The sequence below is a fragment of the Achromobacter sp. SIMBA_011 genome, assembly GCF_046535435.1.
In the GTDB taxonomy this organism is placed as follows: Bacteria; Pseudomonadota; Gammaproteobacteria; order Burkholderiales; family Burkholderiaceae_B; genus Achromobacter; species Achromobacter dolens.
The window spans coordinates 363,259-383,210 of sequence record NZ_JAWRWN010000001.1 but is presented as its reverse complement, the minus strand read 5'-3'; the positions used below and the strand labels follow the sequence as shown (position 1 = coordinate 383,210).

19 protein-coding genes and 4 tRNA genes are annotated in these 19,952 nt (G+C 66.0%); 4 read left to right on the top strand and 19 right to left on the bottom strand.

Going from position 1 to position 19,952, the window contains the following annotated elements; translation table 11 throughout:
- Window positions 1-145: 145 nt before the first annotated feature.
- The 15 genes from rplL to hisN all read right to left on the bottom strand — a co-directional run bounded on the left by rplL (window position 146) and on the right by hisN (window position 10,473).
- Window positions 146-526: a 50S ribosomal protein L7/L12 gene (gene rplL, locus SB816_RS01800; RefSeq protein ID WP_006389590.1), complete on the bottom strand. Its 381-nt coding sequence runs from the start codon at window positions 524-526 to the stop codon at window positions 146-148.
- A gap of 81 nt (window positions 527-607) precedes the next feature.
- Window positions 608-1,132, bottom strand: a complete 525-nt coding sequence (rplJ, locus tag SB816_RS01795) for a 50S ribosomal protein L10 (protein WP_006389589.1) — start codon at window positions 1,130-1,132, stop codon at window positions 608-610.
- 270 nt (window positions 1,133-1,402) lie between these two features.
- Window positions 1,403-2,104 carry a 50S ribosomal protein L1 gene (gene rplA / locus SB816_RS01790; protein WP_006389588.1) on the bottom strand — a complete coding sequence of 234 codons (702 nt, stop codon included), beginning with the start codon at window positions 2,102-2,104 and terminating at the stop codon, window positions 1,403-1,405.
- A gap of 2 nt (window positions 2,105-2,106) precedes the next feature.
- A complete protein-coding gene (rplK, locus tag SB816_RS01785; RefSeq protein WP_006389587.1) occupies window positions 2,107-2,538 on the bottom strand; it encodes a 50S ribosomal protein L11 in 432 nt (143 codons plus the stop codon).
- 61 nt (window positions 2,539-2,599) lie between these two features.
- On the bottom strand, window positions 2,600-3,133 hold the full coding sequence (gene nusG / locus SB816_RS01780) for a transcription termination/antitermination protein NusG (RefSeq protein WP_006389586.1): 534 nt from the start codon (window positions 3,131-3,133) through the stop codon (window positions 2,600-2,602).
- A 9-nt stretch (window positions 3,134-3,142) separates the two neighbouring features.
- Window positions 3,143-3,523: a preprotein translocase subunit SecE gene (gene secE / locus SB816_RS01775; protein WP_006389585.1), complete on the bottom strand. Its 381-nt coding sequence runs from the start codon at window positions 3,521-3,523 to the stop codon at window positions 3,143-3,145.
- A 64-nt stretch (window positions 3,524-3,587) separates the two neighbouring features.
- Window positions 3,588-3,663 (bottom strand) — tRNA-Trp (locus SB816_RS01770).
- Window positions 3,664-3,827: 164 nt separating this feature from the next.
- Window positions 3,828-5,018 carry an elongation factor Tu gene (gene tuf / locus SB816_RS01765; RefSeq protein WP_020925806.1) on the bottom strand — a complete coding sequence of 397 codons (1,191 nt, stop codon included), beginning with the start codon at window positions 5,016-5,018 and terminating at the stop codon, window positions 3,828-3,830.
- A gap of 68 nt (window positions 5,019-5,086) precedes the next feature.
- A tRNA-Thr gene (locus SB816_RS01760) sits at window positions 5,087-5,161 on the bottom strand.
- Between the two features lie 12 nt (window positions 5,162-5,173).
- A tRNA-Gly gene (locus SB816_RS01755) sits at window positions 5,174-5,247 on the bottom strand.
- Between the two features lie 150 nt (window positions 5,248-5,397).
- A tRNA-Tyr gene (locus SB816_RS01750) sits at window positions 5,398-5,484 on the bottom strand.
- Window positions 5,485-5,597: 113 nt separating this feature from the next.
- Window positions 5,598-6,761: an iron-containing alcohol dehydrogenase gene (locus tag SB816_RS01745; RefSeq protein ID WP_064527423.1), complete on the bottom strand. Its 1,164-nt coding sequence runs from the start codon at window positions 6,759-6,761 to the stop codon at window positions 5,598-5,600.
- Window positions 6,762-6,781: 20 nt separating this feature from the next.
- Window positions 6,782-8,173, bottom strand: a complete 1,392-nt coding sequence (locus SB816_RS01740; protein ID WP_054504503.1) for an aldehyde dehydrogenase family protein — start codon at window positions 8,171-8,173, stop codon at window positions 6,782-6,784.
- Between the two features lie 43 nt (window positions 8,174-8,216).
- The gene (locus SB816_RS01735) at window positions 8,217-9,602 is read right to left on the bottom strand and encodes a glutamine synthetase family protein (RefSeq protein ID WP_054504504.1); all 1,386 of its coding nucleotides are present in this window, start codon (window positions 9,600-9,602) and stop codon (window positions 8,217-8,219) included.
- Between the two features lie 64 nt (window positions 9,603-9,666).
- Window positions 9,667-10,473, bottom strand: coding sequence for a histidinol-phosphatase (gene hisN, locus SB816_RS01730; protein WP_116791300.1), 807 nt, complete (start codon window positions 10,471-10,473; stop codon window positions 9,667-9,669).
- Window positions 10,474-10,688: 215 nt separating this feature from the next.
- Between hisN and SB816_RS01725 the strand changes: the two genes are divergently transcribed.
- Genes SB816_RS01725 through SB816_RS01710 form a run of 4 tightly spaced genes read left to right on the top strand, consistent with a single transcriptional unit; the run spans window position 10,689 to window position 15,257 of the window.
- Entirely contained in the window at window positions 10,689-11,699 is a 1,011-nt protein-coding gene (locus SB816_RS01725; protein WP_144656210.1) for an ABC transporter substrate-binding protein, read from the top strand.
- A 51-nt stretch (window positions 11,700-11,750) separates the two neighbouring features.
- Entirely contained in the window at window positions 11,751-12,758 is a 1,008-nt protein-coding gene (locus SB816_RS01720) for an ABC transporter ATP-binding protein (protein ID WP_410546446.1), read from the top strand.
- A 37-nt stretch (window positions 12,759-12,795) separates the two neighbouring features.
- Window positions 12,796-14,478: an ABC transporter permease subunit gene (locus SB816_RS01715; RefSeq protein WP_410546445.1), complete on the top strand. Its 1,683-nt coding sequence runs from the start codon at window positions 12,796-12,798 to the stop codon at window positions 14,476-14,478.
- A 17-nt stretch (window positions 14,479-14,495) separates the two neighbouring features.
- The gene (locus SB816_RS01710; RefSeq protein ID WP_026382442.1) at window positions 14,496-15,257 is read left to right on the top strand and encodes a DeoR/GlpR family DNA-binding transcription regulator; all 762 of its coding nucleotides are present in this window, start codon (window positions 14,496-14,498) and stop codon (window positions 15,255-15,257) included.
- Window positions 15,258-15,264: 7 nt separating this feature from the next.
- On the opposite strand, the gene SB816_RS01705 is transcribed toward SB816_RS01710, so the two are convergent.
- From SB816_RS01705 to SB816_RS01690, 4 genes are all read right to left on the bottom strand, one after another.
- Complete coding sequence (locus SB816_RS01705) at window positions 15,265-16,266, bottom strand: Bug family tripartite tricarboxylate transporter substrate binding protein (protein WP_054504508.1); 1,002 nt, start codon at window positions 16,264-16,266, stop codon at window positions 15,265-15,267.
- 166 nt (window positions 16,267-16,432) lie between these two features.
- Window positions 16,433-18,028, bottom strand: a complete 1,596-nt coding sequence (locus tag SB816_RS01700) for a rhodanese-like domain-containing protein (RefSeq protein WP_175167888.1) — start codon at window positions 18,026-18,028, stop codon at window positions 16,433-16,435.
- A 2-nt stretch (window positions 18,029-18,030) separates the two neighbouring features.
- Window positions 18,031-19,242 carry a cystathionine beta-lyase gene (gene metC, locus SB816_RS01695; RefSeq protein WP_410546444.1) on the bottom strand — a complete coding sequence of 404 codons (1,212 nt, stop codon included), beginning with the start codon at window positions 19,240-19,242 and terminating at the stop codon, window positions 18,031-18,033.
- Between the two features lie 5 nt (window positions 19,243-19,247).
- The gene (locus SB816_RS01690; RefSeq protein WP_054504511.1) at window positions 19,248-19,835 is read right to left on the bottom strand and encodes a cysteine dioxygenase family protein; all 588 of its coding nucleotides are present in this window, start codon (window positions 19,833-19,835) and stop codon (window positions 19,248-19,250) included.
- Between the last annotated feature and the right edge of the window lie 117 nt (window positions 19,836-19,952).

The window sequence follows — 19,952 nt, the reverse complement described above, 5'->3', positions numbered from 1 at the left end:
TTGCATGGGCCGTCAACCACGGCCCCAGGTGATACGACTCCAGGAAACCCCTCTGGAAAGGGCATAACCCCAGCAGGGGTTTCCTGGAAACGCAAAAGCCCGGGGACGGCAAATTGCGCTGTCCCCGGGCAAATTGACGCAGGTCTTACTTGACTTCGACCTTGGCGCCAGCTTCTTCCAGCTTCTTCTTGGCGGCTTCGGCGTCAGCCTTGGCAACGCCTTCCTTGACGGGCTTCGGCGCGCCGTCGACCAGGTCCTTGGCTTCCTTCAGGCCCAGACCGGTCAGCTCGCGCACGGCCTTGATGACGGAAACCTTGTTGGCGCCGGCTTCAGCCAGGACAACGGTGAACTCGGTCTGCTCTTCAGCAGCGGCGGCAGCGCCACCGGCGGCCGGAGCGGCCACGGCCACAGCGGCGGCAGCAGCCGACACGCCGAACTTCTCTTCCATTTCCTTGATCAGCTCGGACAGTTCGAGCACGGTCATGCCAGCGATGGCGTCAAGGATTTCAGCTTTGTTAAGTGCCATTTTTAAGAACTCCAAATATTGGGTAATGCCAGGGTTTGGGTGTCGCTCGGTCGTTCAGCGAATTTCCGTGAAGGGCGGGGATTAAGCCGCGGCCTTCTGGTCGCGCACGGCGGCGAGGCCACGGGCGAACTTGGTCGGAACTTCGTTGAGCGTACGCACGAATTGCGCGATGGGGGCTTGCATGGTGCCCAGCAGTTTCGACAGCAACTCTTCGCGCGAGGGCATGGTGGCCAGAGCCTTCACGCCTTCTTGGTTCAGCAGGCTGTTGGGCAGAGCGCCCGCCTTGATGACCAGCTTGTCGTTGCTTTTCGCGAAACCTGCGAGGACCTTGGCCGCCGTAACCGGATCAGCGCTGATGCCATAGATCAGCGGACCGGTCAGTTGCTCGGCCAACGGCTCGAAAGCCGTGCCGGCAACAGCACGACGGGCCAGCGAGTTCTTCAGAACACGCAGATACACGCCCGATTCACGCGCAGTTTTGCGCAGTACGGTGACAGAGGCGACGTCCAGACCACGGTACTCGGCGATAACAATCGATTGCGCCTTGGCCACTTCGGCCGAGACTTCCTCGATTACCACCGCTTTCTCTTGACGATTGAGACTCACGGTTTGAACACTCCATCAAAAGACGCCTGGGGCCGGAGCCTTGCGCGTCAACCGAATGCGGCGCCTGGTCGAGTTCTTCGGGTAAAGAAATCTTCCTGGGGACGCCGTCTACGCTGGATCCGAACTTTGCGAGCTTCGGGATTAAGCGGGGCAGCGAGGGTACTGCTTCCAGCGGAAGGAGAACCTTCGCGCTGACCTGCTCCAGCGGTCTTTGACAGCAGCATCCGGAGGAATCCGGATGCGGCCCAAAGTACGTTTACAACTGTTGGCTTAGTTGGTAGCCGACAGCGAGGCAATTTCCACGCGCGCACCGCCGCCCATCGTGGACGAAACGGCCAGCTTGCGCAGGTAGATGCCCTTGGCAGCGGCGGGACGAGCCTTTTGCAGGGCGTCGACCAGCGCGGCCAGGTTGGTTTGCAGCTGTTCCACGCCGAACGACGCGCGGCCGATCGTGGCGTGGATGATGCCGGCCTTGTCGGTGCGGTACTGAACCTGACCGGCCTTGGCGTTCTTGACGGCGGTGGCGACGTCGGGGGTCACGGTGCCGACCTTCGGGTTCGGCATCAGGCCACGCGGGCCCAGGATCTGACCCAGGGCGCCGACGACACGCATCGTGTCGGGCGAGGCGATGACCACGTCGAAGTCCATTTGACCGGCCTTGATCTGGTCGGCCAGGTCGTCCAGGCCGACGATGTCGGCGCCAGCGGCCTTGGCGGCCTCAGCCTTGTCGCCTTGGGCGAACACGGCGACGCGGACCGACTTGCCGGTACCGGCGGGCAGCACGACCGAGCCGCGGACCAGTTGGTCCGACTTCTTCGGGTCGATGCCCAGCTGCACGGCCACGTCAATCGATTCGTTGAACTTGGCGACAGCGGTTTCCTTGACCAGGGTCAGGGCTTCGGCGACCGGGTACAGCTTGGTGCGGTCGATCTTTTGCGCAATGGCGGCGGCGCGCTTGCTCAGTTTTGCCATGATTAGATCCCCTCAACCGTGATGCCCATGCTGCGGGCGCTGCCAGCGATCGTGCGGACGGCGGCGTCCAGATCAGCGGCGGTCAGATCGGGGCCCTTGGCCTTGGCGATTTCTTCAGCTTGCGCGCGGGTCAGCGTGCCGACCTTGTCGGTATGCGGCTTGGACGAACCCTTCTGCACGCCGGCGGCCTTCTTGATGAGGACCGTCGCGGGCGGGGTCTTCATGATGAAGGTGAAGCTCTTGTCGGCGAAAGCGGTGATCACCACCGGAATCGGCAGACCAGGCTCCATGCCTTGGGTCTTGGCGTTGAACGCCTTGCAGAATTCCATGATGTTCAGGCCACGCTGACCCAGGGCCGGGCCAATCGGGGGGGAGGGGTTAGCCTTACCAGCCGGCACTTGCAGCTTGATAAAGCCGACGATCTTCTTCGCCATGCTTTGCTCCTTGCGGGTTATATCGCCCTAGCGCGCGGCCAGGGCTCCCCGGGGGTTGAAATCAGGTCTTTTCGACCTGGCTGAAATCCAGTTCGACGGGGGTGGCACGACCGAAGATCGTGACAGACACGCGAACCTTGCTCTTTTCGTAGTTGACTTCTTCGACGTTGCCGTTGAAGTCCGCAAACGGACCTTCCTTGACCCGAACCATCTCGCCCACTTCGAACAGGATCTTGGGGCGGGGTTTCTCGACGCCCTCTTCCATCTGGGAGAGGATCTTTTCGACTTCCTTTTCGGAAATCGGGGTCGGACGATTGCCCGAGCCACCCAAAAAGCCGGTGACGCGGTTGGTGTTCTTGACCAGGTGCCACGTTTCGTCGGTCAGGTCCATTTCAACCAGGACGTAACCGGGGAAAATGCGGCGCTCGGTGATCGACTTCTGGCCACCCTTGACCTCGACGACTTCCTCGGAGGGCACAAGAATGCGGCCAAAAGACGTTTGCAGGCCCGCGCGCTCGATGCGCTCGTTCAGGGCCTTGTGTACGCTTTTTTCCATGCCGGAGTACACATGGACGACATACCAACGCTTACTCATTCGCCGTCCTTATTTCCAGCCCAACAACAGGCCGTAGAGAATCCATTCGATGCCCTTGTCGAGCACCCACATGAAAATGCCCATGACCGCCACGAACGCGAAAACGATGCCCGTCATCTGGGTCGTTTCCTTGCGGGTGGGCCACGAGACACGCTTGACTTCGTTGTAGGACTCGCTGGCAAAGCTCAGCGTGCGACGCCCCGGCTCGCTGAACCAGGCGATCACGGCCGCGATCACGAGGCCGCCGACAAAGACGCCGATACGAGCAGGCATCGGTTGTGCGCTGAGCACGGAAAACCCGACGATGCCAGCAATAACGACAAGAACCGCCAGCCCGAGCTTGACCCGGTCGGCGGTACTGGTTACGGTTTCTACGCTGGTATTAGACATATTGCGACGCGAGCCGCCGTGAATGCGTAACTCGCGATGATCTCCCGCGGGTTTATCCTGGCGGTGGCAGGGGCAGTAGGAATCGAACCTACAACCTTCGGTTTTGGAGACCGACGCTCTGCCAATTGAGCTATGCCCCTAAAACACTCACATTCGCACTCACGTGCACTGCACTTTCATCGTTCCGCTTCATCTATCAAGCCACTACCATGTGTAGCGGCTTGCGGAACCATACATCATACTACTTTTACAGCAAAGATGGATAGAGGGGCTTGAGAGCCCACTCTACCCATCCGGGTATTGCTTACTTCAGGATCTTGGCGACGACGCCGGCGCCGACGGTACGACCGCCTTCACGGATGGCGAAACGCAGGCCTTCTTCCATGGCGATCGGGGCCAGCAGCTTGACGGTCATCGTCACGTTGTCGCCCGGCAGGACCATTTCCTTGTCGGCCGGCAGGTCGATCGTGCCGGTCACGTCCGTCGTGCGGAAGTAGAACTGGGGACGGTAGCCGTTGAAGAACGGGGTGTGGCGGCCGCCTTCTTCCTTGGACAGGATGTACACCTCGGAGGTGAAGTCCGTGTGCGGGGTGATCGAGCCCGGCTTGGCCAGAACCTGGCCGCGCTGGACGTCTTCACGCTTGGTGCCGCGCAGCAGGATGCCCACGTTGTCGCCGGCTTGACCTTGGTCCAGCAGCTTGCGGAACATTTCCACGCCGGTGCAGGTCGTCTTGACCGTCGGGGTGATACCGACGATTTCGATTTCTTCGCCAACCTTGATCACGCCGCGCTCGATACGGCCGGTCACCACGGTGCCGCGACCCGAGATCGAGAACACGTCTTCGACCGGCATCAGGAACGCGCCGTCAACGGCACGCTCGGGCGTCGGGATGTAGGTGTCCAGGGCTTGGGCCAGCGACAGAATCGCTTGCTCGCCCAGTTCGCCCTTGTCGCCTTCCAGCGCCAGCTTGGCCGAACCCTTCACGATCGGGGTGTCGTCGCCCGGGAAGTCGTACTTGCTCAGCAGTTCGCGAACTTCCATTTCCACCAGCTCGAGCAGCTCGGCGTCGTCAACCATGTCGGCCTTGTTCAGGAAGACGATGATGTACGGCACGCCAACCTGGCGGCTCAGCAGGATGTGTTCGCGCGTTTGCGGCATCGGGCCGTCAGCGGCCGACACGACCAGGATCGCGCCGTCCATCTGGGCGGCGCCCGTGATCATGTTCTTGACGTAGTCAGCGTGGCCCGGGCAGTCAACGTGCGCGTAGTGACGCGTTTCCGTTTCGTACTCGACGTGGGCCGTGTTGATCGTGATGCCGCGAGCCTTTTCTTCAGGTGCCGCGTCGATCTGGTCGTAGCCCTTGGCTTCGCCGCCGAACTTGGTCGACAGAACGGTCGTGATGGCCGCCGTCAACGTCGTTTTGCCGTGGTCAACGTGACCAATCGTACCCACGTTCACGTGCGGCTTGGTACGTTCAAACTTGCCTTTTGCCATGGCTGACTCCTGACCTGGATTGCGCTTTTGACTGAAGCTGCTGACTGAAGATAAGACTTTGGAATTTGTGGTGCCCATGGCGCGGATCGAACGCGCGACCTCTCCCTTACCAAGGGAGTGCTCTACCACTGAGCCACATGGGCATGTGTACTGCTTGGAGCGGGTGAAGGGAATCGAACCCTCGTCGTAAGCTTGGAAGGCTTCTGCTCTACCATTGAGCTACACCCGCGGCTGTCCTTTCACCACCTCACTATCTATCCCAGACTTTCAAAACTAAGGCCTTGGAGAACCAGCCACCTTCGTTGCGAAGGCCGCCCAGTTCCCTAGGCCTACATTTTAAAATCCAGGCAAACATCGCCTGGATTCAGGTTTGGGTCTCTGGTGGAGGAGGTTGGATTCGAACCAACGTAGGCGCAAGGCCAACAGATTTACAGTCTGCCCCCTTTAACCACTCGGGCACCCCTCCAGCGGAGAACTTGAGATTATGAACACTTTCAAATCCGCTGTCAAACGCCTGGGACGAAAAATATTCAAAACTTTCGTTCTGCCTGCCGCGTTTCCGCGCAGAGGGGGCGAAGCTTACAAGATTCCGCGAACGGCTGCACGAAAAAGTTCGGCGTACTGGTCTGACGTATAGACGACGGGGTTGGTGCCGCCGGACGGATCCTCGCTGGCCATGCGCCCTACCCGCTCGGCTTGCGCGTCGTCGATGCCGATGTCGGCCAGGGTGTGCGGGATGCCGACGGTCTCGCGCAACGCCAGGACCCAGTCGAGCACGGCGCCGGGACTGTCGTCCGGCAGCGCCAGATAGCGCGCCAGCGCCTGCAGCCGCGGCGCGACCGCGTGCTGGTTGGCCTTGAGCACGTAGGGCATGAGGATGGCGTTGAGCATGCCGTGGTGGGCGTCGTACAACGCCCCCAGCGGATGCGCCAGCGCGTGCATCGCGCCGAGCCCGCGCTGGAATGCGGTGGCGCCCATGCTGGAGGCCACCAGCATCTGCTGGCGCGCCTGCAGGTCGGCGCCATCGGCCACGGCCTGCGGCAGGTATTCCTTGATCATTCGCATGCCTTCCAGCGCGATGCCGGCGGCCATCGGATGGAAGAACGGCGAACAGTAGGCTTCGAGGTTGTGCGACAGCGCGTCCATGCCGGTCGCGGCGGTGATGCGCGGCGGCAGGCCGACGGTGAGCTCGGGATCGAGGATGACGATCGCGGGCAGCATGCGCGCGTGGAAGATGATGCGCTTGACCTGCGCCGCCTCGTCGGTGATGACCGAGGCGCGCCCCACTTCCGAGCCCGTGCCCGCGGTGGTCGGCACCGCGACGACTGGCGCCATGCCGGCCACGTTCACGCGCAGGTAGTTGTCGCCCACGTCTTCGAAATCCCACAGCGGGCGTTTCTGTCCGGCCATCAGCGCGATGGCCTTGGCCGCGTCCAGCGCCGAGCCGCCGCCGAACGCGATCACGCCGTCGTGGCGGCCTTCGCGATAGCGCGCCACGCCATCGTCCACGTTCCTGCCGGTGGGGTTGCCCTTCACTTCGTGGAACAGGCCACATTCGAGTCCGGCCTGGCGGCAGCCGCGCACCGCGTCGGCGATCATGGGCAGCGCGGCCAGGCCGGGATCGGTGACCAACAAGGGGCGCGCCATGCCGAGTTCGCGGCACCAGTCGGGCAACTCCTTGATGCGGCCGGGGCCGGCCTTGATGGCGGTGGGATAGTTCCAGTTGACGCTGGGGACGGTCATGTCGGCTCCTGGTCGCGCGCTCAGGCGTTGCGGCGCAGATGGAAGGATTTGGCTTGGGTGAGCTGTTCGTAGCCGACGCGCGACAATGAAACGCCGCGGCCGGTGTGTTTGACGCCGGTCCACGCCAGCGCGGGATCGAGGTAGTCGCAGCGGTTCATGAAGACGGTGCCCGTGCGCAACTGGCGGCCGAGATGCAATGCGGCCTCTTCATCCTGCGTGAAGATGGCGGCGGTCAGGCCATAGGGGCTGTCGTTCATCAAGGCGACGGCCTCTTCGTCGCTGTCGACCGGCATCACGCCGACCACGGGGCCGAAGCATTCATCGTTCATGACGCGCATGCGGTGATCCACCTGCGTCAGCAGCGTCGGCGCCACATAAGGCGTGCCGGCGCGCGCGGCGTCGAAACGCGCGGCATCGACCAGATTGCGGGCGCCGCGCGCTTCGGCTTCGGCGATCACCTCGCGCACCTCGTCGGCGGCGCGCGTGCGCACCACCGGACCGAGCGTGGTGTCCGGCTGCAAGGGATCGCCCAGCACGTACTCCTGGGTCAGCGCCGCGGCGCGATCGATGAAATCCTGGTAGCGGTCGCGCGCCACGTAGATGCGCTGGATGCCGCAGCACGATTGGCCGGAATTGAAGAAGGCGCCGTCCACCAGCGTCTCGACCGCGTGCGCCAGGTTGGCGTCTGCGCGCACATACGCGGGGTCGTTGCCGCCCAGCTCCAGGCCCACGCCGATGAAGCGGCCGGCGGCGGCCTGCTCCACGCTCTGGCCGCCGCGCACCGAACCGGTGAAGGAGACATAGCCGATCTCGGGCGCGCGGATCAGGCGTTGCGCGATGTCGTGGTTCGCGTGCAGGTACTGGAACACGCCATGCGGCACGCCCGCTTCGCTGAAGGCGCGGCCGATGAGTTCGGCGCACAGCGGGGTCTGGTCGGAGTGCTTGAGGATGACGGTGTTGCCGGCCATCAGCGCCGGCACGATGCTGTTCACGGCCGTCAGCAGCGGATAGTTCCACGGCGCGATCGTCAACGCCACGCCGATCGGCTCGCGGCTGATGAAGCGCGTGAAGCCGGCGATCTCGGGCACCTGGATCGGCGCCAGCGCTTCGGCGGCGATGCCGATCATGTGGCGCGCGCGGGCCTCGAAGCCATCGACCTCACCCGGCGTGTAGCGCAGCGGACGGCCCATCTGGATCGTGATGGCGCGCGCGATCTCGGCCTTGCCGGCGACGAAGCGCGTCACCGCATCGGACAGGATGCGGCCGCGCTGCTCGATGCCGAGCGCGTGCCAGGCGCCCTGCGCGGCCTGCGCGTCGGCCAGCGCCTGCGCGACCTGCGCCTCGCTGGCGTAGGGACGGCGCACGACTTCGCGGCCGTCGATGGGACTGATGGTGATGAGTTCCTGCGTCATGGCGACCCTGTGCATGCGTGGTGAAAAGATGAAGCGGCGGCGTTCAGATGATCTCGAAATAACGAGCCAGTTCCCAATCGGTGACGTGACGGCGGAACTGGCGTTCTTCCCATTCGCGCGTGGCGGCGTAATGCTCGACGAAGGCATCGCCGAACAGCTCGCGCGCGGCTTCGGACTGGCGCAGGCGCTGCGCCGCTTCCCACAACGTCGTGGGCAGGCGCAGGTGCTCGGGAAACTGCTGCGTGTAGGCGTTGCCCTGCACCATCGGTTCGGGTTGCAGGCCCTGTTCGATGCCGCGCAGGCCCGACGCCAGCGCGGCCGACAGCGCCAGATACGGATTGGCGTCGGCCGAGCCGATGCGCACTTCGACACGCTGCGACTTGTCGCTGCCCGGAATGAGACGCAGCGCGGTGGTGCGGTTCTCCATGCCCCAGGTCGCGTCCAGCGGCGCCCAGTAACCCGGCACCAGGCGCGAATAGCTGTTGATGGTCTGCGCGTATAGCGCCATGAATTCGGGCAGGTAGCGTTGCACGCCGGCCATGAAGGCTTCCTGCGTCACACTCATGCCGTGCGGGCGCGACTCGTCGTGGAACGCCGAGCGGCCGCTGGTGCGGTCGCGCAGCGACAGGTGGATGTGACCGCTCTGACCGGGATGATCGTGCGACCACTTCGCCATGAAGGTGGCCATCAGGCCGTTCTGCTGCGCCAGCGCCTTGGTGAAGGTCTTGAAGAGGAAGGCCTTGTCGCCGGCGGCGGCGGCCTGGTCGACCGCGATGGCCGCCTCCAGCACGCCTGGGCCGGTCTCGGTATGCAGGCCTTCGATCGGCATGTCCATGCGCTCGCACATGTCGAGCAGCTTGCGATAGAAGTCGCCCTGCACCGTGCTGCGCAGCACCGAGTAGCCGAAGTTGCCGGGGGTCCAGTTCTCCATGTCGCGGTAGTGCTTGGCGCGCACCGAGTGCGGCGTCTCGCGGAACATGAAGAACTCGTATTCGAGCGCGGCGTAGACTTCGAAGCCCATGCCGGCGGCGCGGTCCAGCGTGCGGTGCAGCAGGCGGCGCGGGCAGATGTCGGCGGCGGGGCCTTCGAACTCGGCCAGGAACAGCAGCATGTCCTCGCCGCCGGGCCCCTGCTCCAGCGGCAACCGGCGGCAGGTGCTGGGCACGATGCGCAGCTTGGCATCGGGATAGGCCGTGTGCCAGCCGGTGTACTTGGTGTTGTCGTAGAGCTGGTCGTCCAGGTCCCAGCCGAACACCACGTCGCAGAACGCCAGCCCGCCGCGCAGCGCGGCCAGGAATTTGTCGCGCCTGACGTACTTGCCCAGCATGACGCCATCGACGTCGGACAGGCCGATCTTGATATGCGAAAGCGTGCTGGCCTGGACCAGCCGCTCCGCGTCTTCCACCGTTGCTACCCCTAGTGCATGCATGGCTCGTTCACCTTGTCGTGGCTGAAGCGTTGCGTTGACGTGCGGGGTCGCGGGGCGCGGTGTTTCAGGTCACGGCCGCCCCCAGCATCCGCATCGCCTCGCGATGCAGTTGCGGCGTGGCGGCCGCGATCACGCGGCCCTGCGACGCGAGGCCTAACGGCTGCCCCGACCAATCGGTAATGACGCCGCCCGCGCCTTCGATCACGGGCATCAGCGCCAGGTAGTCATACGGCTGCAGGCCGGCCTCGACCACCAGGTCGACATGGCCGCTGGCCAGCAGGCCATAGCTGTAGCAATCGCCGCCATAGCGGCGCATGCGCACCGAGCGCGCCAGCGCCTCGAACGCGTCCAGGTCGGCGCCTTCGAAGATGTCGGGCGAGGTGGCGTAGAGAATCGCCTGGCCCAGTTCGGTGCAGGGGCGCGCGCGGCAGGGTTCGCCATTCAGGCGCGCGGGCGAACCGGCAACGCCCAGCCAGCGTTCGGCCATCATGGGAATGTCGATCAGGCCCAGCACCGGGCGGCCGCGGTGCAGCAGGCCCAGCAGCGTGCCCCACAGGGGATTGCCGGAAATGAACGCGCGGGTGCCGTCGATGGGGTCGAGCGACCACACCCACTCGGCCTCGGCATGGCTGGCGCCGTATTCCTCGCCGAAGATGCCGTGATCCGGATACTGGCGGGCGATGGCTTCGCGCAGCGCCTGCTCGACCTCGCGGTCGGCACGGGTGACGGGACTTTCATCCGCTTTGGTTTCGACCATCAGGGGGTGGCGGAACCACTGGCGCGACAAGGGCCGGACCTGGTCCGCCAGCGTCTGGGCGAACGAGGAAAACGCGGCCAATTGCTGCGCGGTGGGCAGCGGCGAAGTTTGCATGACGAGCTCCGAGGCGTAACGCGGCGCGGAAAGACCCATGCGATTCGGGTTTTTCCAGTCTAGACACGTTGCCACAAATTTGCAAATATACCTAAAAACGCAACCCGGGAAACGCAACGTTTCCTCGCGCAACCCTACCGCCCCGCCCCGCAGGTCGCCGTTCGCAGAAAAGCAGCTTATCGCCGTTGCCGTGTATTCCTTTCCGGAGTCCCATCATGCAATGTAAGAAGAAGCTTGGTCTCGTGGTTGCAGTAATTTCCCTAGGTTTGACCCAGGCCGTCCACGCTGGCGCCATCACCGTCTACACCGCGCTGGAGGAAGACGAGATCGCCGCCTACCTGAAGGCGGCCAATGCCGCGCTGCCGGACGTGAAGGTGAACGTGCTGCGGCTGTCCACCGGCGACCTGGGTGCGCGCCTGATCGCCGAGGCCGGCAATCCGCAGCAGGACGTGATCTGGGGATTTGCCGTCAGCAACATGCTGGATCCGCGCCTGCAGAAGCTGCTGGAACCGTATGCGGCCAAGGGCATCGACGCGCTGCCCGCGCAATACAAGGCCGCCGACAACAAATGGTTCGCCGCCACCGGCTACGTGGCCGCGTTCTGTGTCAACACCGACCGGCTCAAGTCCAGGAACCTGCCGATGCCGACCTCGTGGGAAGACCTGACCAAGCCGGTCTACAAGGGCGAGATCGTCATCCCCAGTCCGGCCGCATCCGGCACCGGTTATCTGCAGATCGTGGCGCTGCTGCAGGGCCTGGGCGCCGAGAAAGGCTGGGCGCTGCTCAAGGACCTGGACAAGAACGTGGCGCAGTACACGCCGTCGGGATCGCGCCCCTGCAAGATGGCGCGCGCCGGCGAGTATGCGATCGGCGTGTCGTTCGCGTTCCCGGCGATGCAATCGATCGAGGAAGGCTTTCCGGTGAAGATGGTGATCCCGTCGAAATGGGTGGGCTATGAACTCGAGGCCTCGGGCCTGATGAAGACGGCGAAGAATCCCGCGGACGCCAAGCGCTTCCTCGACTGGACGCTGTCGGCGCAGGCCGGCGGGCTGTACAGCAAGTACAAGGAACTGGTGACGATTCCCGGCGCCGCCCCCAACAAGGCGGCCGAAGCCGCGGGCTTGCCCAAGGACCTGACCGCCGTGCTGTATCCGGTGGACTTCCAGAAATCGGCGGCGGAACGCGACGCCACCATCAAGACCTGGCAGGACACCATCAAACGCTGACGGCGCGCGCGGCCGGCGCCGCCGGCCGCCACGCCACCGCCTGGAGCGGCCATGTACCTGGAATTGCGCGGGATCCGCAAGACCTTCGACGGCGCGGTGGCGCTGGAAGGCATCGACCTGTCGGTGGGCGAACATGAATTCGTCTGCCTGCTGGGGCCCAGCGGCTGCGGCAAGACGACCCTGCTGCGTATCGTCGCCGGGTTGCTGCCGTTCGACAGCGGCACCATCACGCTGGGCGGACGCGACCTGTCGGCGCTGCCGGCGCGCAAGCGCGGCTTTGGCATCGTGTTCCAGTCATATTCACTTTTTCCCAACATGACGGTGGCCGAGAACGTCGGCTACGGGTTGCGCATCCGCGGCGAGACGCGCGAGCGCATCGACGCACGGGTGCGCGAATTGCTGGCGCTGATCAAGCTGCCGGATTATGCACAGCGTTATCCCCATCAGTTGTCCGGCGGCCAGCAACAGCGCGTGGCGTTGGCGCGCGCGCTGGCGGTGGACCCCGCGCTGATCCTGCTGGACGAACCCCTGTCGGCGCTGGATGCGCGCGTGCGCACCGACATGCGCGCCGAGATCCACGACGTGCAGCGCCGCCTGCGGATACCGACCATCATGGTGACGCACGACCAGGAGGAAGCGCTGACGCTGGCCGACAAGATCGTGTGCATGAATGAGGGCCGCGTCGAGCAGGTGGGAACGCCCTCCGATCTGTATCTGCGGCCGAGCACACGCTTCGTCGCCAACTTCGTCGGCCTGAGCAACCTGCTGCCGACCGACTGGGTGCGCGAGGCCATGCCGGCGTTGCTGGCGACCCGGCCCGATGGCGCCAGCGAGCGTTTCGAGGCCTGCCTGCGGCCGGAAAGCCTGCGCATCGCCGCCGACGAGCGCGGGCCGGGCCGGGTGCGCGAAATGACCTTCATGGGCAACCTGACGCGCGTGCGGGTGGACTGGCGAGGCCGCGAGTTGCTGGTCGAACAGCAGGGCGCGGCGGGCTTGTCGCAGGGCGCGGCCGTGCGGCTGGACATGGCGCCGGAGCAATGCGCCTGGGTTCGCGTATGAAAGCGTCCGCCACGCCGGCACGCGCGGGAGTCCGAGCATGAATACGGTTCGTATCGGCGCCGCCGCGTCGTCCCGCGCCGGCCGCGCGTCCGTGTCGCTGGACCGGGTGTTGCTCTGGACCTGCGTTGGCATCCCGATGGCCGGGCTGGCATTGTTCTTCCTGTATCCATTGGCCACGGTGGGCTGGCGCAGCCTGGTGGAAAAGGACGGCGCTATCGGCCTGGGCAATTACGCCGAGGTGTTCGCCACCCGCGGCATCCTGACCGCCACAGCCAACAGCCTGACGATGAGCGCGGCCACCACCGCCGTCAGCCTGCTGCTGGGCTTTGCCATCGCTTTCGGGCTGGACCGCAGCCGCATGCGCGGCAAGGCGCTGGTGAAGCTGGCGCTGGTGCTGCCGCTGCTGGCGCCGTCGCTGGTACAGGGGCTGGGGCTGATCTTCATCCTTGGACGCAACGGCCTGGTGCATCGCTGGACGGGCTGGGAATTCGATATCTACGGGTTCTGGGGCCTGCTGATCTCGAACGTGTTCTACGCCCTGCCCCAGGCCGTGCTGATCCTGCAGGCGGCGCTGCGCAACACCGATGCGCGCTATTACGACGCGGCCGAGGTGATGGGCGCGTCGAGCGCGCGGCAGTTCTTCGACATCACGCTGCCCAACTGCAAATTCGGGCTGCTGAGCGCGGCGTTCGTCGTGTTCGTCATCACCATCACCGACTTCGGCAACGCCGCGGTGATCGGCGGCAACTATCGTGTGCTGGCCACCGAGATCTACAGCCAGGTGTCGGGGCAGATGAATTTCGGCATGGGCTCGGTGGTCGGCATCCTGCTGCTGCTGCCGTCGCTGATCTCGGTGCAGATCGAACGAGTGGCGTCGCAGCGCCAGTTCGGCGCCGCCTCGCCCAGCGGGTTGCGCGTCACGCCGCAACCGGCGCGCGGCCGCGACCTGGCGTTCACGGCCGGCGTATTGCTGTGCGCCAGCGCCATCGTGGTGACGGTGGGCACGGTGGTGTTCGCCAGCTTCATGCGGCTGTGGCCCTACCGCATGGAGTGGACCTTGAAGCACTACGACATCACCGTCAGCGGCGGTTATGCGCCGTTGTGGACCTCGCTGTACCTGTCGCTGGCGGCCGCGGCCGGCGGGGTGCTGCTGCTGTTCTTCCTGACCTTCGGCGTGTGCCGCATCCCGCGCGCCTGGGCCAAGCTGGTGTACCTGGTGTCGGTGCTGCCCGTGGGCGTGCCGGGGCTGGTGCTGGGGCTGTCGTACATCTTCGCCTTCAATTCGCCCGCCAATCCGCTCTACGCGCTGTATGGCAGCGCCGCGCTGATCGCGCTATGCAACTTCTACCACTATCACACGCAGGGCTTCCTGACGATGATGACCGGCATGCGCGCCGTGCCGCAGGCGCTGGAGGAGGCGGTGAGCTGCCTGGGCGGCGGCACTGTGCAGGTGCTACGCGACGCGGTGCTGCCGCAGATCGCCCCAACGGTGCTGGGCGTGTTCTTTTTCCTCTTCATGCGCTCCATGGTGACGCTGTCGGCGGTGATCTTCCTGGTCACGCCGTCGGTCAGCGTCGCGCCGGTTTCCGTACTGCGGCTGGACGAAGCCGGGTTCGTCTCGCAGGCCGCGGCCTATTCGACGCTTATCATGCTGGTCGTGGGCGGTTCGCTGCTGGCGATGCGCGCGTTGATCGCGCTGCCGGCGCGACGCCGCAAATAGATTAGGAAGCATCCGATATGTGGCAAGAAGAGCGGTATCAGAGAATCCGCGCCCTGCTGTCTTCCCTGCAGCAGGTATCGACCGACCGTATCGTCGGCGAACTGGGGGTATCGCGGGAGACCGTCCGGCGCGATCTGCTGGAGCTGGAGGCGATGGGCGAATTGCGCCGCGTGCATGGCGGCGCGGTGCCGGTGCACAGCGAGCCGCCCATCACCGAGCGCGTGCACACCCGCGTCAAGTACAAGCGCGCCATCGCGCGCGCCGCCGCCGGCCTGGTGACGAGCGGCCAGACGCTGTTCCTGGACGCCGGCAGCACCACCAGCATGCTGGCGGACGAGCTGGCCAAGCTGAGCGGCCTGACCCTCATCACCAATTCGTTCGACGTGGCGCTCAAGGTCGGCGCCGCCGGCAACGGCGCCAATGAACTCATCATGCTGGGCGGATCGGTGGGCGGGCCGGTGTGCGCCACCGCCGGCGACATCACCATCGCCGAGATCCACCGCTACCGCGCCGACGTGGCGTTGCTGTCGCCGGTGGGCGTGGATGCCGAATGCGGCGCCACCAGCTACGACCTGCGCGAAGCCGAGGTGGCGCGCGCCATGGCGGCCAACGCCAAACAGCGCATCCTGCTGGCCGACTTCAGCAAGATCGGCCTGTGCAGCCGGGTGTCGTACTGCGAGGTGAACCGCATCGATCACCTCGTCACCAACACCAACGCACAGAAGCAGCCGGCCTTCGCGGCCCTGAAGAGCGCGGTCGGCAAGATGCTGGTGGTGTAGCGCCGCCTCAATCCACCGACACGCCCGCAACCTTCACCATGTCGGCCCAGTACGCGGTGTCCTGCTGCAGGCGCTTGCCGAACGCATCGGGCGCGCTGCCGACGGGCTGGCTGCCGCCGGCCTGGATCTTGGCGATCACATTGGGCGACTTCATGGCCTGCGCCACCGCCTGCGCCAGGTAGGCGACGCGTTCGGGCGGCGTGCCGGCCGGCGCGAACAGGCCGTACCAGTCGTCGGCCGTGATGCCGTCCATGCCGGATTGGCCAAGCGTAGGCGCGCCCTTGAAGATGCCGATGCCGTTCTCATGGCTCAGCGCCAGGATGCGCAGCTTGCCGGCCGCCACCATCGGCTCGGCCGAGGCCGGCGAGGTGATCAGCATGTCGACCGTGCCGCCCATCAGGTCGGTGATCGCGGGCGCGGCGCCACGGTACGGCACGTGCACCAGCTTGACGTTGGCCTTCTGCGACAGCAGCGCCCCCATCAGGTGGCTCATGGTGCCGTTGCCGGGCGTGGCGTAGGTGATGACGCCAGGTTGCTTGCGCGCGGCGTCCAGGTAGTCGCCCAGCGACTTGTAGGCGCTTTCGCTGCGCGCCACCAGCACCAGCGGCGCCGAGGTGATCTGCGAGATCGGCACGAAATCCTTGAGCGGATCGAAGCCCACGTTCTTGTACAGGCGCGGGTTGACCGCCATCACGCTGGTCTGCGACATCACCAGCGTATAGCCGTCGGGCTTGGCGCGCGAGACCTGCGAAGTGCCAACGTTGCCGCCCGCGCCCGAGCGGTTTTCCACCACCACGCTCTGGCCGGTGATGGCGCCCAGTTCCTGCGCGAGGAGACGCGCGACGCCATCGTTGCCGCCCCCCGGCGGGAACGGCGAGACCACGGTGATGGGCTGCTTGGGATAGTCGGCCAATGGCGCCGGCGCCTGGGCGTGGGCATTCATCCCCCAGGCCAGGCAGGCCAGGGCCGCGGCGGTCTTGCAGGCATGCTGCAGATTGAGCTTGTTCATCGGTATTTCCCCTTGTGGTTGGCGGCCGGATGCTCGGCCGTCCATTGCATTTCGGTTCGCCATGAACCGTCCGCGCCCCGCCGTCGAAAGCGTCGGGGCGTGCTGATCGGATGAAGCGTTGGGCGCGGCCGCCACGGCGGCCGCGAGGATCATGCAGTCACGGCGGTCACCCGGCCGGGAAGCGGTAGGCGGCGCGTTCGCGCGCGTCGATCTGCTTGACCAGGTTGGTCTCCCAGGCGAGGTACTGGCGCGCGGCGGCCTTGTTGCCGTCGTGGCGGTCGTGCACGAAGAACAGGTAGTCGATGCAATCGGCGTCGGCCGGCTCGGCCGGCGTGGACACCAGCGCCAGGCCGGCAGCCGACCAGCCCGCGGGCGTGCCCAGGTTGGCCTTGACGTCGCGCACGCCGAGCGCGCGCAGGTCCGCCGCGGCCCAGGCGGCCACCGCGCGTTCTTCGGCCAGCAGCACCAGCGGACGCGAGGGATCCAGCGCCAGGTCGGTGAAACGCGGCCGCACCGACCAGCGCGCCCCGTCGATGTGCTGCGCGCGATAGCGCATGCTGGGACGGATGTCGAGCAATTGGGCGCCTTGCGCCTGTGCGGCGGCCAGGGCCGCGTCGTCGAGCAGCGTCAACGCGGGCTCCGCCGCCGGGGCGAGAGGCGCTTGCAGGTCGGCGGCCACGCCTTCCCGCAACACGCTCGCGTCCCAGCCCATCTGGCGCAGCCAACTGGCCACCACCGGCGCGCGCACGCCTTCGCCATCGAACACCACGATGCGCGCGCCGCGCACCGCCAGGTACTGGTCGGTGGCCTGGATCAACTGGCCGCCGGGCGTGTGCTGGGCGCCCGGCAGCGAGCCGCGCGCGAATTCCTCGGCGCTGCGCACGTCGCACAGGAAGGTGCTGCGGCTGGCGTCGTTCAGCCAGGCGCGCACCTGCGCGGCGTTCACTTCCGGCACGCCGTGACGGCGGGCCAGGCCGGCCGAGCGCTGCGCCAGGTCGGGCAGGTCCGCGGCGGCCACCGTGTCGTCGTAGCGGCGGCTGGCGCCATGCTCCAACTTGAAATCGGCGAGATACCAGCCCTGCGTGCCGTTCTCCAGTGCATAGACCGGGTTGGGCACGCCCAGATTGATAAGCGTCTGTGCGCCGATGATGCTGCGCGTGCGGCCGGCGCAATTGACCACGATGGTGGTGCTCGGGTCGCGCGCCAGCGTGTGGGCGCGCAGGGCCAGCTCGCCGTTGGGGCAGCAGATGCCGCCGGGAATGCTCATCTTCTGGTATTCGCTGTAGGGCCGGCCGTCCAGCACGATCAGGTCGTCGCCGCGGCGCTGGCGCTCGGCCAGGTCGGCGGCGCTGATGCGCGGGGTGTGGAAAACCTCTTCGGCCAGTTCGCCAAAGGTCTTGCTCGGCACGTTGACCCCGGCGAAGGCGGCATAGCCGTCGCGCTGCCATTGCGCGATGCCGCCGGCGAGGCGATAGACCCGCGTGTAGCCCAGGGCGCGCAACGCTGTCGCCGAACGCGCGGCGACGTCGTCGTCGCCACCTTCGTCATAAACCACCAGGCGCACGTCGCGACGCGGCGCCAGGCGCGCGATGTCGGCCTCGAGCCGGCTGAACGGCACGGGCGCCGCATAGAACAGATGGGACTCGCCGTACTGGCCATGCTCGCGCACGTCCAGCAGCGCAATCTCGCCGCCGTCATGCAGCCAGCCCTTGAGCGTGTGCGAGTCGATATCGGCCAGTGTCAGGTGGGAATGGGAATGCATCGTTAAATCCGCAGGGAATCGGAGGAAGGGGCGTTCTGGGTCTGCAGGCCGGGCCGCAATTGGCCGAACGCCTGTTCGAGGTCGGCGATCAGGTCGTCCGGATCCTCCAGGCCGATATGCAGGCGCAGCATGGCGCCGTGCGCGGCGACGGGCAGGGAACGCGCTTTGGCCAGATTGACGGGAATCACCAGGCTTTCGAAGCCGCCCCAGGAAGCGCCGATGCCGAACAGGCGCAGCGCGTCGATGGCGCGTTCCATGTCGGCGTCGGTGATGCCGGCGGCGAACTCAAGCGTCAGCAGGCCGTTGGCGCCCGAGCATTCGCGCCGCCAGACCGCATGCGCGGGATCGTCGGGCAAGGCCGGGCACAGCACGCGCGCCACTTCCGCCCTGCCCTGCAGCCACTGGGCCAAGCGCAGGGCGCTGCGGGCGTGTTGCGCCATGCGCAGCGGCAGCGAGCGCATGCCGCGCAGCACCAGGAAGGCGTCGTCGGCGCCGACGGTCTGGCCGAAGTCGATGCTGGCGCGTTCCAACGCGCGCCAGGCGCGGGCATTGGTCACCACCGCCCCCATCATCACGTCGGCATGGCCGCCCAGGTATTTGGTGGCGGCGAGGATCGAGATATCCGCGCCCAGCGCCAGCGGCTGGCACAGCAATCCCGAGGCCCAGGTGTTATCCACAGCCAGCCAGCAATCGTGGCGCCGCGCCAACTCGGCCAGTTGCCGCAGGTCCGGCATCTCGTAGGTCAGCGAGCCGGGCGACTCGGCATAGATCATGCGCGTGTTGGGACGCAGCAATTGCGCCAGGCCGGCGCCGTCCGGCCGATAGAAGGTGAATTCGATGCCCAGCCGCGCCAGGTGCTCGGCGCAGAAGCGGCGCACCGGCTCATAGACCGCGTCGGTCACCAGCACATGGTCGCCGGCGCGCAGATAGGCCAGCAGCACGACGGCGATCGCGGCCTGGCCCGTCGGATAGAGCTGGGCGCGATGGCCCTGCTCCAGCTCGACCAGCGCGTCTTCCAGCGCGTGCGTGCTGTCGGTGCCGCGCGCGCCGTATGACGGCAGGCGTTCCTGTTCGCGGCGCGCGCGGGTGTCACGCCAGGCCGCGACGCTGTCGAACACATAGGTGCTGGCGCGCGTGACCGGGGTATTGACCCAGCCGGCATGGGGACGCCCGGCGCGCAGCAGGCGCGTCGCGGGCCGCAGGGGCTTGTTCATGATGTTCAGCGACGCGTCTGCACGCCGATCGGCATGACCTTGCAGGTGCCGGCGGCAAGGTCGAAGGCCAGGCGCTCGGTCAGCGTCTCCAGCGCGCGGCCGTACATATGCAGGTGGCGGATGACGCTGTCGCCCTGGATCTCCACGGCGTGGATGTCATCGGGCATCAGCGCGATGCCGCTGCCCGGTCCCACCACCACGGTGCCGGTCTTTTCCAGGCGGCCCACGCCCGGCACCGAGCCGTCGTCGGTGCGGTCGTAGACGTAGTTGTATTCCACGCCTTCCACGGCGGCGATACAGGCCCAGGTGGTGTGGTTGTGCGGCACGATCTGCTTGCCGGGGCGCATCACGTTCAGGTAGAGCGCGTAGCTCTTGTCGGCGTCTTCGCCGATCAGGTAGCGCGCCTGGCGCTCGCCCTCTTCCGGCGCCGGATAGCGGTCCTGGGCCCACCAGTCGGTGTGGCTGGCCAGGCCGATCAGCTCGTCCAGCACGGCCTTCAGGCTGTCGCGGTTCAGGCCCTTATTTCCTAAAGTATTTTTAATATTTCCGATGGCGCTATCGATGCCCTGCTGCTGGGGGTGCGTGGTGCTCACAGTGACTTTCCCTCGTTTTTCATGAGTTATTACGGTCACTGTATCGCCGCGCCGGGGCGCCAACAATTTAAATTGCCTTAATATTCCATAAGCACTGCTAATACTTTAGACCCACCG

Excerpts from the sequence above, each read along its gene's own strand:
- SB816_RS01705 (WP_054504508.1), bottom strand. The coding sequence starts at position 16,266 with ATGAACAAGCTCAATCTGCAGCATGCCTGCAAGACCGCCGCGGCCCTG.
- SB816_RS01745 (WP_064527423.1), bottom strand. The coding sequence starts at position 6,761 with ATGACCGTCCCCAGCGTCAACTGGAACTATCCCACCGCCATCAAGGCC.
- hisN (WP_116791300.1), bottom strand. The coding sequence starts at position 10,473 with ATGCAAACTTCGCCGCTGCCCACCGCGCAGCAATTGGCCGCGTTTTCC.
- rplL (WP_006389590.1), bottom strand. The coding sequence starts at position 526 with ATGGCACTTAACAAAGCTGAAATCCTTGACGCCATCGCTGGCATGACC.
- SB816_RS01740 (WP_054504503.1), bottom strand. The coding sequence starts at position 8,173 with ATGACGCAGGAACTCATCACCATCAGTCCCATCGACGGCCGCGAAGTC.
- rplK (WP_006389587.1), bottom strand. The coding sequence starts at position 2,538 with ATGGCGAAGAAGATCGTCGGCTTTATCAAGCTGCAAGTGCCGGCTGGT.
- secE (WP_006389585.1), bottom strand. The coding sequence starts at position 3,523 with ATGTCTAATACCAGCGTAGAAACCGTAACCAGTACCGCCGACCGGGTC.
- SB816_RS01700 (WP_175167888.1), bottom strand. The coding sequence starts at position 18,028 with ATGCATTCCCATTCCCACCTGACACTGGCCGATATCGACTCGCACACG.
- SB816_RS01715 (WP_410546445.1), top strand. The coding sequence starts at position 12,796 with ATGAATACGGTTCGTATCGGCGCCGCCGCGTCGTCCCGCGCCGGCCGC.
- SB816_RS01710 (WP_026382442.1), top strand. The coding sequence starts at position 14,496 with ATGTGGCAAGAAGAGCGGTATCAGAGAATCCGCGCCCTGCTGTCTTCC.
- nusG (WP_006389586.1), bottom strand. The coding sequence starts at position 3,133 with ATGAGTAAGCGTTGGTATGTCGTCCATGTGTACTCCGGCATGGAAAAA.
- metC (WP_410546444.1), bottom strand. The coding sequence starts at position 19,242 with ATGAACAAGCCCCTGCGGCCCGCGACGCGCCTGCTGCGCGCCGGGCGT.
- tuf (WP_020925806.1), bottom strand. The coding sequence starts at position 5,018 with ATGGCAAAAGGCAAGTTTGAACGTACCAAGCCGCACGTGAACGTGGGT.
- SB816_RS01720 (WP_410546446.1), top strand. The coding sequence starts at position 11,751 with ATGTACCTGGAATTGCGCGGGATCCGCAAGACCTTCGACGGCGCGGTG.
- rplA (WP_006389588.1), bottom strand. The coding sequence starts at position 2,104 with ATGGCAAAACTGAGCAAGCGCGCCGCCGCCATTGCGCAAAAGATCGAC.
- SB816_RS01725 (WP_144656210.1), top strand. The coding sequence starts at position 10,689 with ATGCAATGTAAGAAGAAGCTTGGTCTCGTGGTTGCAGTAATTTCCCTA.
- SB816_RS01735 (WP_054504504.1), bottom strand. The coding sequence starts at position 9,602 with ATGCATGCACTAGGGGTAGCAACGGTGGAAGACGCGGAGCGGCTGGTC.